This is a genomic window from Bartonella sp. AP72JLCBS, assembly GCF_042195705.1.
In the GTDB taxonomy this organism is placed as follows: domain Bacteria; phylum Pseudomonadota; class Alphaproteobacteria; order Rhizobiales; family Rhizobiaceae; genus Bartonella.
The window spans coordinates 1-14,716 of the sequence record NZ_JBHIOU010000019.1; the positions used below are offsets into that span (position 1 = coordinate 1).

Below are 14,716 nucleotides of genomic sequence, written 5' to 3' on the forward strand. Positions count from 1 at the left end.
TTCTTCTTTTCTGCAACAGGTCGCGGTCCCCTCGCGCATAGGTGTATGGCTCAATATATGAAACGTATTGGACTTGAAGCCTGCCCGCATGGATTTCGCTCTAATTTACGCAATTGGCTTGCTGAAACAACCGATGCCCCCTATGAGGTCGCTGAAACCATTCTAGCGCATACGGTCGGCGGTAAAGTAGAGCGTGCCTATCGTCGTACTGACTATCTAGAACAGCGTCGTGTCTATATGGATAAATGGGCGGCTTATGTCACCGGTCAATCTTAAGATATGGGGTGCATAACCCCATGATCTGTGGATAACTTTCTCTCTCTTCTCACTCATTCTTTCTCAATAAGACTCATAAATTATCACATGAGAATTTATATGATAATATATTGTTTTCTATAAATAAAATACCTTCAAAAATGAACTAAAATGTGGTTAATAAATAGGCATGATTTGTTTCTATTTTTTATTATGAAAGGATTTTAGTATGACAGAAAATGATATTCTTTTGACAGACCGTGAAAGTGCAAAATTGCTTCATATGAGTGTCTCAACTTTCCGCCGTCATGTTACCAATGGCTCTCTCCCAAAACCTTTAAAATTTGGTTTTTTATCCCGTTGGTTACAATCAGATCTCTTGAATGTCATCGAGCAAGCAAAACAGCAACGTCAAAGTGACGCGGCATAAAAAAAACCTTGTCACGTAAGGACGGACAAGGCTTTCTCAAACTCATCACCCTAGAGATAGCACAATCCGTCCTGTGACGCAACGTTATAGGATTTACAATGATGTGTTCTTTTAAGAATGCGCAAGGTATCACACGTGCCTTGCGCGGGGTTTGGCATGGGCGTTATGGAACAGCCCGTTGCCCTGCTCATGATGATAGGCTGCCTAGTTTATCTATTTCTAATGGACATGATGGGCGTCTTTTACTCTATTGTTATGCTGGTTGCTCTTTTAGAGAGATCATACAAGCGCTTATTAGAATTGGGTTGCTTGGAAAACAAGCTTATGCTCATACGCTCTCTTTCTCAAAACAGTTTTGTGCTGATCTCAAACGAGCAAAACAGAAAGCAGAGAGAGCAAAAGCAATTTGGCAACAAAGCCAACCAATCAAAAATACTTTAGCAGAAACCTATTTACGCATGCGGCATATTACATGTGATTTGCCTGCTGATTTACGCTTTTACGACAAGTGTCCACACCCCTCTGGGGGTACACTGCCCGCGTTGATTGCTCTTGTTAAGGGGGATGGTTCCTTTGCCATTCATAGAACCTTTTTACAAGCCAATGGCTGCAAAACAGATCAAAAACCAGCAAAAGCCATGTTGGGTTCTGTCACGGGTGGCGCTGTGCAATTAAGTCAAGCCAATCCAAAACATCTGGTCATTTGTGAAGGCATTGAAACCGGTCTGGCTCTGCTGTCTGGGTTGTTATCAGAGCCCGTTGATTTATGGGCGTCCCTTTCAACCCATGGCATGATGCATGTGAATTTACCTCCTACAAAAGCCCGTCTCACCATTGCAATGGATGGCGATGATGCGGGTCGTAAAGCAGGTTTTAACCTCGCTGCACATGCCTATAGACAAGGCTTTGAGGTTTTTATCATGCAAGCCCCCTACGGTCTAGATTTCAATGATGTTTTGATACTGAAAGGTATAAATAAATGAGAGAGAATAAAAATAATATTGTCGATACCAACAATCAAAATGTTTCATGCAATGATAACGATAATGGCTCTTTAAATGATAAGACTTGTTTAGAAGCCATTCCTTATAAGCAAGCATTGCAACAAAATGGTTGGGGGGAATTAAAGCCTATCACGGCGGCTCTTTTACCCGTCGAGCCTTTTGGCTCATTACAACTCCCCATGCCATTCATGGATTATGTTTATGACGTTTCAGAGCGTCAACAAGCCCCTATGGATTTTATTGCTGTCTCTGCTCTCTGTGCCTTGGCTGCTGTCATTGGTAATGGCGTGCGGGTTGCTCCAAAACAACATGATGATTGGATTGTTGTGCCTAATCTCTGGGGCGCTCTGATTGGTCAATCGTCAACATACAAAACACCAGCCATGAAAGCCGCTTTAGCGCCTATCACTTGCCTTCAAAAGGAATGGTATAAAGACTGGTTAAAGCAAAAAGAAAAACAAGAAATTGAAGAGAGACTTGAAACTTTAGACAAAAGAGAAAAAGAAAGACAAGCCAATAAAGCGATAAGAAAAGGAGAGTGTGAAACAGCACGTGCTCTTTTGTATGAAACGCTCTCTAAAGACAATGTGCATGATGATGATGTCTCTCGTTTTATTGTCAATGATGTGACTGTTGAAAAGCTTGGGGAACTCTTAAAAGAAAACCCCCGTGGTCTCTTAATGGTGCGTGATGAATTATCTGGTTTTTTAGCCAATCTGGAAAAAAAGGAATATCAAACAGACCGTACTTTTTATCTAACGGCTTTTAATGAAGATGATCAATTTACTTATGACCGTATCGAGCGTGGAACCATTTTTATCCCTTATGTCACTTTATCCATGATTGGAGGCATTCAACCTTCACGCATTATTCCGCTCATTCAAGCCATACACCGTGGAATAAACGATGACGGTTTATTGCAACGCTTTCAAATGATTGTCTGGCCCGATGACAATAAAGAGTGGCAATTGGTTGATAAACCGCCCAATCAAGAGGTCTGGCAAAAGTATGAAGGGGTATTTCGCTCTTTTCGTGATAAACGCTTAGGTTCTCCCGAACAACCACTGATTATGCGTTTTTCTCCTAAAGCACAAGTGAAGTTTTATGAATGGTTCGAGCATCTTCATAAAGAGGCAAAAGGAGGTACTCACTCAGAAAGCTTACAATCGCATCTTTTAAAAATGCCAAAGACCATAGCAAGCCTTGCGTTAATTTTTGAACTTCTTGATAGTGGTGGTTTAGAAATTGGTCTCTATGCCATTACAACAGCCTTGCGTTGGGAAAAATATCTGTTAAGTCATGTCAAAAGACTTTATGCGGCGGGGGATACATTAACAGCAGAGCGTGCAAAATTAATTGTTGAACGCTGTGATTGTTTACCCGATGTTTTTACAGCAAGGGATGTTTATAAACGTGATTGGAAATATTTAACAGACAATCAAACCGTTAAGCAAGCTTTAGAGCTTTTATGTCGTTGTAACTATATTCGTGAAATCTCTGGAGAGAATAACTCCCAAGGCGGTCGACCTACCATACGTTATGAACGGCACCCTTTAGTGAAAAGTCATAAGACATCACACTGAGGCAATTTGGAAATCTTATAAAACATTAAACAATATAACAGTGAACCTTTAAAGCACTCCCCATCATTAGTTTTGGGGGGGTATGGGGGTTTTGGGGGGTCTTTTTACCCCCCCTTTATATATATTTTTTAGTCAAAAATAAAAGTTATTATATTTCAATAAGTTAATCTTTCAAATAAACAACCTATATTAAACATAACACATAAATACAATTTTTAATATATATCTAAGAGGGTTTTGTAGGTGTTTTGGGGGTTTTAAAAACAGACAAAACCTATCTATAAAATAATTCATAAAACCTATCAAAATACTTATTCTGATGTTTTAAATTCCATGGTGCATTTGTCTTGATTAACAGGTCAATTAACACATCAAATAAACAGCAAATTTCACTATTTTGCTGATCTGACCTCTCTCATGGGCTGTGGATAAACAGCCTTTAAAAAACTTTTTGAAAAAGTTTATCGGCTTTTGAATGACTTTAACTCATTTTGCACTCGATATTTGGTTTGAATCAATTTAATAAACTCCATTTTGATTACTTTGAAGGGAATTAATCAATAGAATATATTGCCATGGAGTCTATTCTTTATGCTTCAATCTATTAAGTATGATAATGAACATGTCACTTTACGCTCTCTCTTAGAATATTATCGTCAACAAGCAAAATCACCCCGTGAATTGGGAACCATGTTTGAAAACCTTGTCATGGCTTATTTGACAAACGACCCTTTACAAAAGCAAGAATACGAAAAGGTTCAAACCTATTTGGAATGGGCTAAAGAGCATGGAGAAGATGGAACTGATATTGGCATTGATCTGGTCGCTACAATCCGTGATGAAGGAGGCTATGCTGCCATTCAATGTAAATGCTATGATGCCTCTCACATAATTAAAAAAGAAGATATTGATAGTTTTATAGCAGCGTCTGGCAAAAAGATCTTCACCCGTCGTATTCTGGTTGATAGCACTGAAACAGATTGGAGTGACAATGTTGAACTAACTTGTGAGGGGCAAGAGGTTCGTATTCAACGCATAAACCTTTTTGATTTGGAAAGCAGTCAAATCGATTGGGGGGCGTATAAAGAACAAGGACAAGCCGTTCTTAAAGAGCAACCCAAAAAAAAGCTTTTAGATCATCAAAAAGAAGCCCTTGAGAAAGTCTGTGAAGGTTTAAAAGAAGCAGACCGTGGCAAGCTTATTATGGCATGTGGTACGGGCAAGACTTTCACCAGTTTGAAGATAGCAGAAACCATAGCAGGTCAAGGCAAGCGTGTTTTGTTTTTGGTGCCCTCCCTTGCTCTTATCTCTCAAACAATCCGTGAATGGACAGAAGATACAGAAGTGCCTTTGCGTTCCTTTGCCGTGTGTTCCGATACACAAGTAGGAAAACGTCGTAAGAATAATAAAAATGATGCTCTTGAATTTGATAGCTCTGATCTTGCCTTGCCTGCTACCACGGATGCAAAAGAACTGGCTAGTAAAGCGAGTAAGGTTTCACATAATCTGATGACCGTGGTCTTTTCCACTTATCATTCAATCCAAGTGATTTCGGATGCACAAAAAGACCATGGTTTACCCGAATTTGATTTGATCATTTGTGATGAAGCGCATAGAACCACTGGGGCTTCATTGGGAACTGAAGACAATGAATCTGAATTTATCAAGGTTCATGATAACAACATCATTCGAGGCAAAAAACGCCTCTATATGACAGCAACGCCCAAGATCTTTACCGATGATGCCAAAAAGAAAGCCAATGAAATCAATGCCGTTCTAGCATCTATGGATGATGAAGAGCTCTATGGAAAAGAGCTTTATACCTATACTTTCTCAAAAGCCGTTCAGAATGAACTTTTAGCACCTTATAAGATTATTGTTTTGGGTGTTAATGAAGAGGAAGTAAGTCAATCCATTCAACATCTGATGACCGATGAAAATTATGAACTTATTCTTGATGATAAAACCAAGATCATAGGTTGTTATCAAGCCCTTGCTAAAATAGATCTAAAAGTTGATCTAAGTGATGACCCCAATCCCATGCGGCGGGCTTTAGCATTTTGTAAAGATATCAAGACTTCTAAACGCATTCGTAAAACCTTCAATTCTGAAGAAATACAAGAAGAATTATTTAATCTTCATCAACTCTATAAAGATACCCCGCCTCTTCACTGTACCTTTGATCATATTGACGGAACACAAAGTGCCAAATCACGCAATAAAGCCCTTGATTGGCTTAAGGAAGATGTGGGGGAAAATACTTGCCGTGTGCTCACCAATGTAAGATGTCTGTCTGAAGGGGTGGATGTACCCGCTCTTGATGCCATTATGTTTTTACACCCGCGTAAAAGTTATGTGGATGTCATACAGGCGGTGGGGCGTATCATGCGCCGTGCAAAGGGCAAGAAAAGAGGCTACATCATTTTACCCGTTGGGATCCCTGCTGGGGTTTCTGCTGAACATGCTTTACGCTACAACAAGAGATACAAGGTGGTCTGGCAAGTGATCAATGCTTTGCTTGCTCATGACGAGAATTTTGAAATCACCCTTAACCAGATGATTTTGGGGCAAGATGTTAGTGATTCTTTGGAGATTGTCGCCTTAAAGAGCATGACCGCGGTTGAGGATAAACTTCATATCCATGAAAAATCAGAACATATGGGACTTGAGATTGGAAAAGCCGCTCATGAACCACAAATTATTCATAGCGTAACAGGAAGATTACCTTTTTATAAAGAGTTTCCCAATGCTTTGAAAACCCTTATTGCAAAGAAATTTGCTATTGCGGATTATTGGGAAAATTGGGCGTGCAATGTTGCTGAGATTGCACAAAACCATATCACACATCTCCAAAACCTGCTTGCTGATGAAACCAGTGAAGCCTTTCATGCTTTTGATGTCTTTCATAAAGAACTAAAGAACAACTTAAACAGTGAAATCACGCAAGAGGAAGCGATTGAGATGTTAGCGCAACATCTTGTCACGCGTCCCGTATTTGAAGCTTTATTTGACGGTAATGAATTTGTACAGAACAATGCCATTTCACAAGCAATGGAAAAAATCTTAACAGAACTTGATAAAACCAATATCGAGGAAGAATCCAAGGAATTACAAGAATTTTATAACAGTGTAAGGCTTCGTGCTTCTGGGATTACCACACCACAAGCAAGGCAAAATCTTATTATTACGCTTTATGAAAGCTTTTTTGCCAAGGCATTTAAGAAAACCACGGATAGGCTTGGGATTGTTTATACGCCCGTTGAGGTTGTTGATTTTATCATTCATTCTGTTGATGATGTGTTGCGTAATGAGTTTGGCAAAAGCTTGGGGTCACGTGGTGTGTCTATTCTTGACCCTTTCACTGGAACAGGAACCTTTATCACACGGCTTTTACAATCAGATCTCATCAAACCAGAGGATATGGAATATAAATTCCGTCATGATATCCATGCCAATGAGATTGTTTTGCTTGCCTATTACATAGCAGCGATTAACATTGAATCGACCTATCATAGTTTGATGAAAGAGAATTATATCCCATTCAAGCATATTGGTTTGGCTGATACGTTTCGGATGCTTGAAAAACAAGATTTGATGAAAGGTTTACTAGAGGAAAACAGTGAATATTTAGAGCATCAAAAAAAACTGGATATTAAAGTTATCTTTGGTAACCCTCCTTATTCGGTAGGACAAAAGAATGAAAACGATAATAATCCCAATATATCTTATCCCATATTAGATGATCGTATTCGTGAGACTTATATAGCTAAATCGAAAGCAACTAGTACGCAAAAGTTATATGATAGTTATATCCGCGCTATCCGCTGGGCTAGTGACCGTATTGATAATGCTGGGGTAATCGGCTTTGTCACAAATGCCGGTTTTATTACTGGACATTCTATGGATGGTTTACGCAAATGCCTCGTTGAAGAATTTAGCAGCCTTTATATTTTCCATTTACGGGGGAATGCACGGACTTCTGGAGAACAACGTAAAAAGGAAAGTGGTGGCATTTTTGGTGAAGGATCTCGAGCTCCCATAGCTATCTCTATTTTGGTTAAAAATCCAGAATCTCAACAGCGTGGCAAAATATATTTCCGTGATATTGGAGATTATCTCACGAGAAAAGAAAAGCTTATAATAATAGAGTCTCTTGGTAGCATTGATGGTATTACACGGAGCAAACAAGGTTGGCAAATAATTACACCAGATAAGTACAGTGATTGGCTTGATCAACGTGATGACAGTTTCAAAACATTCTTAGCTATGGGTGTCAAAAAGGGGCATGATAAAAAGCTCTTTGAAACTTATTCTCTTGGTGTTTCAACCAATCGTGATGCTTGGACGTATAACTCAAGCCGTGAATCTGTAAAGAAAAATATGAATAACATGACTGCCTTCTATAATAATGAGGTAAAACGTTTAAATAATACCTATTCACATGCTGATCGTACAGCACGTGCAAAGGTCGTGAATGATTTCGTCAATTCCGATGTAAGAAAGATTAGTTGGAGCAGTACTCTTAAGAGAGAATTATTAAGAGGTAAATTTTCCGAATTTGAAGATAAATGCCTTATTCAAAGCCTATACCGTCCTTTTACACAACAATGGCTTTATTACAATAGCGTCTTTAATGAAGCAGTTTATCAAATGCCGCGTATATTCCCGATAAGACAAGCGGTTGATAATAAGGTGATACAAATTACAGGTATAGGAGCAAAGAAAGACTTTTCTGTATTGATGACTAAAGCTTTGCCTAATTTAGATTCAATAGAAAAAGGTCAATGTTTTCCACGCTATATTTACGAAGATACTACGGTTTCAAAAAGTAAAAGTGAGAAACAATCCCATTTATTTACAAATTCTATAGAGGAAAACAAAACAGCTGGTTTACAACGCCGTGATGCCATTACTGATGAAGGATTAGCACATTTTAAAGCCGCTTATCCTAATGAAACCATAACAAAAGATGATCTATTCTATTATGTTTACGGTCTACTTCATTCAGAAGATTACCGTGCTCGTTATGCGCATAATTTATGTAAAGAATTACCTCGCATTCCTTGTGTAAAGAGTGCTGATGATTTTTGGAAGTTCGTAACAGCAGGGCGTGAACTGGGTCATTTGCACGTGAATTATGAAACTGTAAAACCTTATCCAGTCACCTTTAAAAAGGGTAATCCAAAACAGACAGAGATCTCTAATCCCGAAGAATTTTACTACGTTACAGAAATGAAATTTTCTGGGAATAGTAAGGAAAAGGATAAATCGACTGTTTTTTATAATAGCAATATCGTCATGACGGATATACCTCTTAAAGCTTATGAGTATATAGTCAATGGAAAGCCTGCTCTTGAATGGGTTATGGAACGTCAATGTGTTAAAACAGATAAAAAGAGCGGCATTGTTAATGATGCTAATCGCTATGCTGTTGAAACCATTGGCAACCCTGCCTACCCTCTAGAGTTATTTCAAAAGGTTATTACCGTAAGTTTAGAAACAATGAAAATCGTAAAAAACTTACCAAAATTAGAAATTAAAGAAACTGAATAACTTATAAAGCATGCTTACATAATGGGTATGCTAAATTCACAAGGGGTATAGAGCTTATAACCATAATCTATACCTCTCTTGTTAAGTTGATTAGATACAATCTCAAAAAGACAGTTTATATGCGTTATTCTAAAAAGAAATCATTTGCACTTTTAAATACTCTTATTTGGATTGCTTTAAGACTTTTAAGAAACCCACTCTTAAATAGAATTAGATTTTTTTACATTGCTGTTAAGAGATTATATCGCAATCTAAAATGATAGCTTTATTGTTTTCAAAAGCTTTGTTTAAAGAGAGTTATGTATATTCATTTTGTTTATAGGTTTTGAAGGTGTAAAAATCGTCACCCCCCCTCAAAACGTATATTATTAGTTGAATTTATAGGTTGTGTTATCAATATGAGTTGTTTTTTAAAGGTCTGTAAAATCTTAACCTATTAAAATATAATGTTTTTACTTTTTATTGTTTTTTTATCTAAAAAGAGCAACCGTCAAAACCCAAAACCCCGTCAAAACTCATAACCATAAGGGTCTTGATAGCATTTCTTATGAGTTACAAACCAACTTTTGAAAGGCTTTACAGGATCATACGCTTTTCATAAGACATGTTTTAATCACTCACTAAAATAATCTATTTTGTCAGTTCAATTTACTGACACATAACTGACAAATATATATTGTTAGTTGAATTTATGGGTTACTATTTAAAAGGTTGTATCATTAAAATACTAACATATTGAAATATATTGATTTTAATTTTCTCTCATTAAAAAAAATAATGGTGGTTTAACATTGCAATTTGAAAATAAAACCACCATACAAAGAAATTTACTTCAAATTATCTGTAATCCTTTTACAGAGGAATTCATAGAAGTTACTTGCATAATATTGTGGATCTTTGGGTGGAAAATCAAAATAGAGTGCACATTCTCCATTCTGGAATTGAGAATAATCGAAGAAAAATGTCTCTCCAAAATCGGTTCTACTAACAATAAGTTGCTGTGGCGTTGCAAAACCATTTTTTCTATAATTTAAGTTTTTATAAACAATATCATCACTACGAACAATCTCAAAGTTTGTATCATAAACGCTACATATTTCCTCACCACAAATTTCCCCTCTTCCATAGTTTTTTAAAAAACTTTTATAGGAAGACGTAAACTGCAAACCAAGAGTTTTCTCTGCTTTTTCAATCAGTGCATCATCAACTGCTTCATCTGTAGAGCCAAAATCGATACTATCGTTATATTTATCAACTAGTACTGCAACATCAGCTAAGGTATAGGTTTTCATAGATGATCCTCAAAACTTGCGTAACGCTCCATATTGCCCCTATCAATTGCCCCTCCTCCATAGTTTTTTCCAAAAGCTCTTGTAAAAAGGGATAGGTTGCGGAGTGGGAGTGTTCTCAGTCTTTTCAATCGGTTGTTCACCTTCAGGTATCTCTTCTCCCACGCTTTCTTTAATTCTTTTGCAAAGGAATTCATAAAAATTGCTAGCGTAATATTCAGAATCTTCAGATGAAAGCATGACATAGATTGGACATTCTCCATCCCGAAACTGCGTATAATCAAAATAAAAGGTTTCACCAAAAGCAGCATCACAAACGATAAGCTGTTCTGGTGTTGCGAAACCACGTTTTCTATCATTGAAGTTTTGGAAAACAATATCACCAGCAGGAATACCTACAGGATTCTCATAAAGACTATAGATTTCATCACCACCAATATCCCCGCCTTTACAATGTTCTAAAAAACTCTTGTAAGATGATGTAAATTGTAAACCGAGAGCTTTCTCCGCCTTTTCAATTACGAAATCACCAACTGCATCATCTTCAGTACCAAAATTGATAATATCACCATTATATTTATCAACTAATTCTAAAACATCATCTAAGGTATAGGTTTTCATAGATGATCCTCCTAAAAGGGATTAACAATTCTTGCATTTTTTGAAAACAAAAAAGAATGACGGCTTTAACAGTGTATTTCAAAAGGAAACCGCCCGACAAAAAGCGTCATTCCAAATTAGCTATAATTCTTTTACAGAGGAATTCATAGAAGTTACTTGCGTAATGCTCTGAATCTCCAGATGCAATTTCAACATAGAGTGGGCATTCACCATCCCAAAACTGAGAATAATCAAAATAAAATGTTTCACCAAAATCAGTTCTATTCACGGCAAGCTGATTTGGTTTTGCGAAACCATTTTTTATATCCGTCAAATGATAGAAAACAATATCACCAGCAGGACACTTATCAAAACTTGCGTTATAAATGCTAAAAATTTCATAACCTCCAATTTCTCCTCCTCCATAATTTTTTAAAAAACTTTTGTAGGACGAGGTGAATTGTAAACCGAGAGTTTTTTCTGCCTCTTTAATCCGTACATCACTAGCTGCATCCTCTGCAGTGCCAAAGTCGATAACATCCGGATACTTATTAATTAATTGTGCAACATCAGCTAAGGTATAGGTTTTCATGGATGATCCTCAAAACTTGCGTTATAAACGCTTCATATTTCCTCTATCAATTTCACCTCTTCCATAGTTTTTTCCAAAAGCTCTTGTAAAAAGGTATAGGTTGCGGAGTGGGATTGTTCTCAATCTTTTCAATTGGTTGATCACCATCAGGTATCTCAACTCCCACGCTTTCTTTAATTCTTTTGCAAAGGAATTCATAAAAATTACTGGCGTAATATTCGCAATCTTCAGATGGAAGCATGACATAAAGTGGGCATTCACCATCCCGAAACTGCGTATAATCAAAGTAAAAAGTCTCACCAAAATCTGTTCTACTTACGATAAGCTGTTCTGGTGTCGCAAACCCCCTTTTTCTATTATTTAAGTTGCGGAAAACAATATCACCAGCAGCAATACCTATTCCACAATCCCTATAAACGCTACAGATTTCATAACCTCCAATTTCTCCTCCTTTATAATTTTTTAAAAAACTCTTATAAGAAGATGTAAATTGTAAACCGAGAGCTTTCTCCGCCTTTTCAATCAGTAGATCATCAACTGCATTTTCTGCAGTACCCAAATTGATAATCTCATCATCATATTTATTCACTTTATCAATTAATACTGCAACATCATCTAAGGTATAGGTTTTCACAAATCTTCCCCTGCGTGCTCTTTAATTCTTTTACAGAGAAATTCATAAAAATTACTTGCATAATAATGTGACGCTCCAGATGGAATCTTGACGTAGAGTGGGCATTCACCATCCTGAAACTGAGTATAATCAAAGTAAAATGTCTCACCAAAATCAGTTCTACTGACAACAAGCTGTTCTAATGTCGCAAAACCATGTTTCCTATGATATAAGTTTTTATGCACAATATCACCAGCAGGATGATCCTCAAAACTTGCGTAACGCTCCATATTTCCTCTATCAATTTCACCTCTTCCATAGTTTTTTCCAAAAGCTCTTGTAAAAAGGGATAGGTTGCGGAGTGGGAGTGTGCTCAATCTTTTCAATCGGTTGATCACCTTCAGGTATCTCTTCTCCCACGCTTTCTTTAATTCTTTTACAAAGGAATTCATAAAAATTACTTGCGTAATATTCGCAATCTTCAGATGGAAGCATGACATAAAGTGGGCATTCACCATCCCGAAACTGCGTATAATCAAAGTAAAAAGTCTCACCAAAATCTGTTCTACTTACGATAAGCTGTTCTGGTGTCACAAAACCATGTTTTCTATAATAATTTAAGTTTTGTAAAACAATGTCATCAAAAGGAATATCTTCTCCACACTCTTTATAAAGGCTATAGATTTCATAACCAGCAATGTCTCCTCCTTTATAATGTTTTAAAAAAGTTTTATAGGAAGATGTGAATTGTAAACCGAGAGCTTTCTCCGCCTTTTCAATCACGAGATCATCAACCGCATTTTCTGCAATCCCAAAACTAACAATATCACCATCATATTTATCAACTAATTCTATGACATCCGCTAAGGTATAGGTTTTCATCAATTATCCTCCATAAATTATTTTATAAGTTTCTTTTTTCTCTTTTCATCAACCGTAGAGAATTACTGCCGGTGCTCCTGTCCCCATCTGTCAAAATCTATCCCTATGATACTCCATTTCATATCGATTATTCCTCCTAAATTATTGTTTGTTTGTTCTCTATATCCTTTAGCGCGTTCCTTCCAATATTCCTCTCTCCACTTACCAAACTTTTTTCTCTCTATAAGCGATTGATGTGTTTTAGAAGGAGCATGAATCACGGAATTATATTTGTTATGATCTTTACTGCCAATTTCTGCTATGGGCCCCTCATGCGTTTGCTTTAGGTGATGCAACTCAACAGGCTGACCATCAAATCCTATCGGTGCTCTTCCTGTTTCCATTCTATCAATATTAGTGCCCCACATTTCTTTTTTGTTTTCCATCCAGTTAACCCTTTTATTAGGATCAAACAGGTCGTCTCTCTGATAGGCTTTGTTTGTCTGTCCAAATTTGCTATCGGTAAATTTAGTGGGTTTCTTTTTTAACCAAAGCTTTTTTTCTTTAGCAGCAAGTTTAGTTAGTTCTTTCTTCGCCGCAAGTTTGTCAGGATCTCCCTGAGCTGCAAGTTTGGCAAGATTTTTCTTGGAAGCGAATTGGGCAAAATCTTTCCTAGCAATGAACTTGATCACAGCCTTGTTGCCAAGATTTATAGCTCCCTTGGCTGCTCCAGCTCCTCCAGCAAAGTTTTCTAATACTCCGGCTGATAATCTTCCACTTTCAAAACCAGCATTAAAAGCTCCGTCAACTCCCGCTTTTTCAATATTCTCTTTTACGTAATCTATATCCCCTATAAAGGAATCCTCAACACCTCCCCAGAATTGACCAGCACCTTCCCAGACATCATCAATCACATGTCCACTCACGACCCAAGACGCTCCTGTTCCAATGTCTTTAAAACTCTTTTCAACGCCCCCCCGTGGATTGCTAGCAAATATTATCATTTGTAACATCATGTTCTTCACAGCGCCATCAGCTAACTCGTATAGCTTGATTGGTATATCGGCAATGAGACCAGTCATAATTCCTGTCGAAAAAGTTCTATCTTGTTGTTCATCAATCTCGAACCATTTTTCGTTAACATCTCTTCGACACTGATCATCAGGGCACTCTTCTAACTCTTTCTTCATCTGAGCGCGTTGTGCACTACCCAAAAAGTTATTTGCAGCGGCATTACCTGCGGCATCAGCGCCGGCATCAACATTGCCACCGGCAATGGCAGCGGCAACGCCCCCGGCAGCCCGTGCGACATCAATGGTGTGGTCTCTAAAGTCAGCAAACTGCGCATCAATCTTTGCGTTTATACGCGCTTCCTCTTCCGGAGTTGGGGTGCGACCGTTTAGGTCCCCCATTTCCTCTTTCACAATGCCTTGCACCCACAATTGAAACTGGAGCATAGCAGTGGCTTCGCCCACAGCACCCCCCACAGCACCGGCCGTGCAAGCACCGCTCGCAACAGCGCCTTTTAAACAGCCAAGACCAGCGTGGGCAACGATCTGTGTGACCGTATCTATTTTGCCTTCAGCCTTGGCGGTACCGATTTCTTCCGCCAACGATTTGCCAACCGTATCAGACAGGGCGATGCGCAGATTGTTAAAAAAGTTCTTGTCAAGAGAGCCACCCTCAAGAGCCGTTTGAACGCCTGTGCCAATGGCGGCTTTGATCAGGTTCTTTTCCGCTTCACTGGCGATACGATCGACAAAAGGAGCGGTTTTTGGTAAAGATTGTCCAACACCTGCCATTTCCGTTAGTTGGCTGGTTAAGCCCGCCGTTAACATCGATGAGACAATGCTGAGAACATTCTTTGAAGAGCCAAGCTCATGCAAGGCACCGGCAATATTGCCGCGATTATTGACAAGAGCCACAGCGCTTTTGT

11 protein-coding genes and 1 pseudogene are annotated in these 14,716 nt (G+C 38.1%); 5 read left to right on the plus strand and 7 right to left on the minus strand.

What is annotated here, in order from left to right:
* The 5 genes and pseudogenes from ACFILO_RS08345 to ACFILO_RS08365 form a co-directional block, all read left to right on the plus strand.
* Positions 1–276, plus strand: a pseudogene (locus ACFILO_RS08345) (integrase); the annotation flags it as partial.
* Positions 277–484: 208 nt separating this feature from the next.
* Positions 485–685, plus strand: a complete 201-nt coding sequence (locus tag ACFILO_RS08350) for an AlpA family transcriptional regulator (protein ID WP_007347209.1) — start codon at positions 485–487, stop codon at positions 683–685.
* Positions 686–783: 98 nt separating this feature from the next.
* The gene (locus ACFILO_RS08355) at positions 784–1,668 is read left to right on the plus strand and encodes a toprim domain-containing protein (RefSeq protein ID WP_375678114.1); all 885 of its coding nucleotides are present in this window, start codon (positions 784–786) and stop codon (positions 1,666–1,668) included.
* Entirely contained in the window at positions 1,665–3,272 is a 1,608-nt protein-coding gene (locus ACFILO_RS08360; protein ID WP_375678115.1) for a YfjI family protein, read from the plus strand. The genes ACFILO_RS08355 and ACFILO_RS08360 overlap by 4 nt, the downstream gene beginning before the upstream one ends.
* 591 nt (positions 3,273–3,863) lie before the next feature.
* Positions 3,864–8,825: a DEAD/DEAH box helicase gene (locus tag ACFILO_RS08365; RefSeq protein ID WP_375678116.1), complete on the plus strand. Its 4,962-nt coding sequence runs from the start codon at positions 3,864–3,866 to the stop codon at positions 8,823–8,825.
* Between the two features lie 827 nt (positions 8,826–9,652).
* Here the strand turns inward: ACFILO_RS08365 and ACFILO_RS08370 are convergent.
* The 7 genes from ACFILO_RS08370 to ACFILO_RS08400 all read right to left on the minus strand — a co-directional run.
* Complete coding sequence (locus ACFILO_RS08370; RefSeq protein WP_375678117.1) at positions 9,653–10,117, minus strand: SMI1/KNR4 family protein; 465 nt, start codon at positions 10,115–10,117, stop codon at positions 9,653–9,655.
* Positions 10,118–10,159: 42 nt separating this feature from the next.
* A complete protein-coding gene (locus tag ACFILO_RS08375; protein WP_375678118.1) occupies positions 10,160–10,735 on the minus strand; it encodes an SMI1/KNR4 family protein in 576 nt (191 codons plus the stop codon).
* A gap of 106 nt (positions 10,736–10,841) precedes the next feature.
* Complete coding sequence (locus tag ACFILO_RS08380; protein WP_375678119.1) at positions 10,842–11,306, minus strand: SMI1/KNR4 family protein; 465 nt, start codon at positions 11,304–11,306, stop codon at positions 10,842–10,844.
* A 52-nt stretch (positions 11,307–11,358) separates the two neighbouring features.
* Positions 11,359–11,940: an SMI1/KNR4 family protein gene (locus tag ACFILO_RS08385; protein ID WP_375678120.1), complete on the minus strand. Its 582-nt coding sequence runs from the start codon at positions 11,938–11,940 to the stop codon at positions 11,359–11,361.
* Positions 11,937–12,209 carry a hypothetical protein gene (locus ACFILO_RS08390; protein WP_375678121.1) on the minus strand — a complete coding sequence of 91 codons (273 nt, stop codon included), beginning with the start codon at positions 12,207–12,209 and terminating at the stop codon, positions 11,937–11,939. Before ACFILO_RS08390 ends, ACFILO_RS08385 begins: the two co-directional genes overlap by 4 nt.
* A 16-nt stretch (positions 12,210–12,225) precedes the next feature.
* Positions 12,226–12,801, minus strand: a complete 576-nt coding sequence (locus tag ACFILO_RS08395; protein ID WP_375678122.1) for an SMI1/KNR4 family protein — start codon at positions 12,799–12,801, stop codon at positions 12,226–12,228.
* Between the two features lie 62 nt (positions 12,802–12,863).
* Positions 12,864–14,716, minus strand: a 1,853-nt coding sequence (locus ACFILO_RS08400; RefSeq protein ID WP_375678123.1) for a DUF637 domain-containing protein, incomplete at its 5' end; no start/stop codon positions are given.

What these genes read in the sequence shown, in the direction of transcription:
- ACFILO_RS08390 (WP_375678121.1), bottom strand. Translation starts at nt 12,209, where the DNA reads ATGGAGCGTTACGCAAGTTTTGAGGATCATCCTGCTGGTGATATTGTG.
- ACFILO_RS08395 (WP_375678122.1), bottom strand. Translation starts at nt 12,801, where the DNA reads ATGAAAACCTATACCTTAGCGGATGTCATAGAATTAGTTGATAAATAT.
- ACFILO_RS08360 (WP_375678115.1), top strand. Translation starts at nt 1,665, where the DNA reads ATGAGAGAGAATAAAAATAATATTGTCGATACCAACAATCAAAATGTT.
- ACFILO_RS08370 (WP_375678117.1), bottom strand. Translation starts at nt 10,117, where the DNA reads ATGAAAACCTATACCTTAGCTGATGTTGCAGTACTAGTTGATAAATAT.
- ACFILO_RS08375 (WP_375678118.1), bottom strand. Translation starts at nt 10,735, where the DNA reads ATGAAAACCTATACCTTAGATGATGTTTTAGAATTAGTTGATAAATAT.
- ACFILO_RS08365 (WP_375678116.1), top strand. Translation starts at nt 3,864, where the DNA reads ATGCTTCAATCTATTAAGTATGATAATGAACATGTCACTTTACGCTCT.
- ACFILO_RS08355 (WP_375678114.1), top strand. Translation starts at nt 784, where the DNA reads ATGATGTGTTCTTTTAAGAATGCGCAAGGTATCACACGTGCCTTGCGC.
- ACFILO_RS08380 (WP_375678119.1), bottom strand. Translation starts at nt 11,306, where the DNA reads ATGAAAACCTATACCTTAGCTGATGTTGCACAATTAATTAATAAGTAT.
- ACFILO_RS08350 (WP_007347209.1), top strand. Translation starts at nt 485, where the DNA reads ATGACAGAAAATGATATTCTTTTGACAGACCGTGAAAGTGCAAAATTG.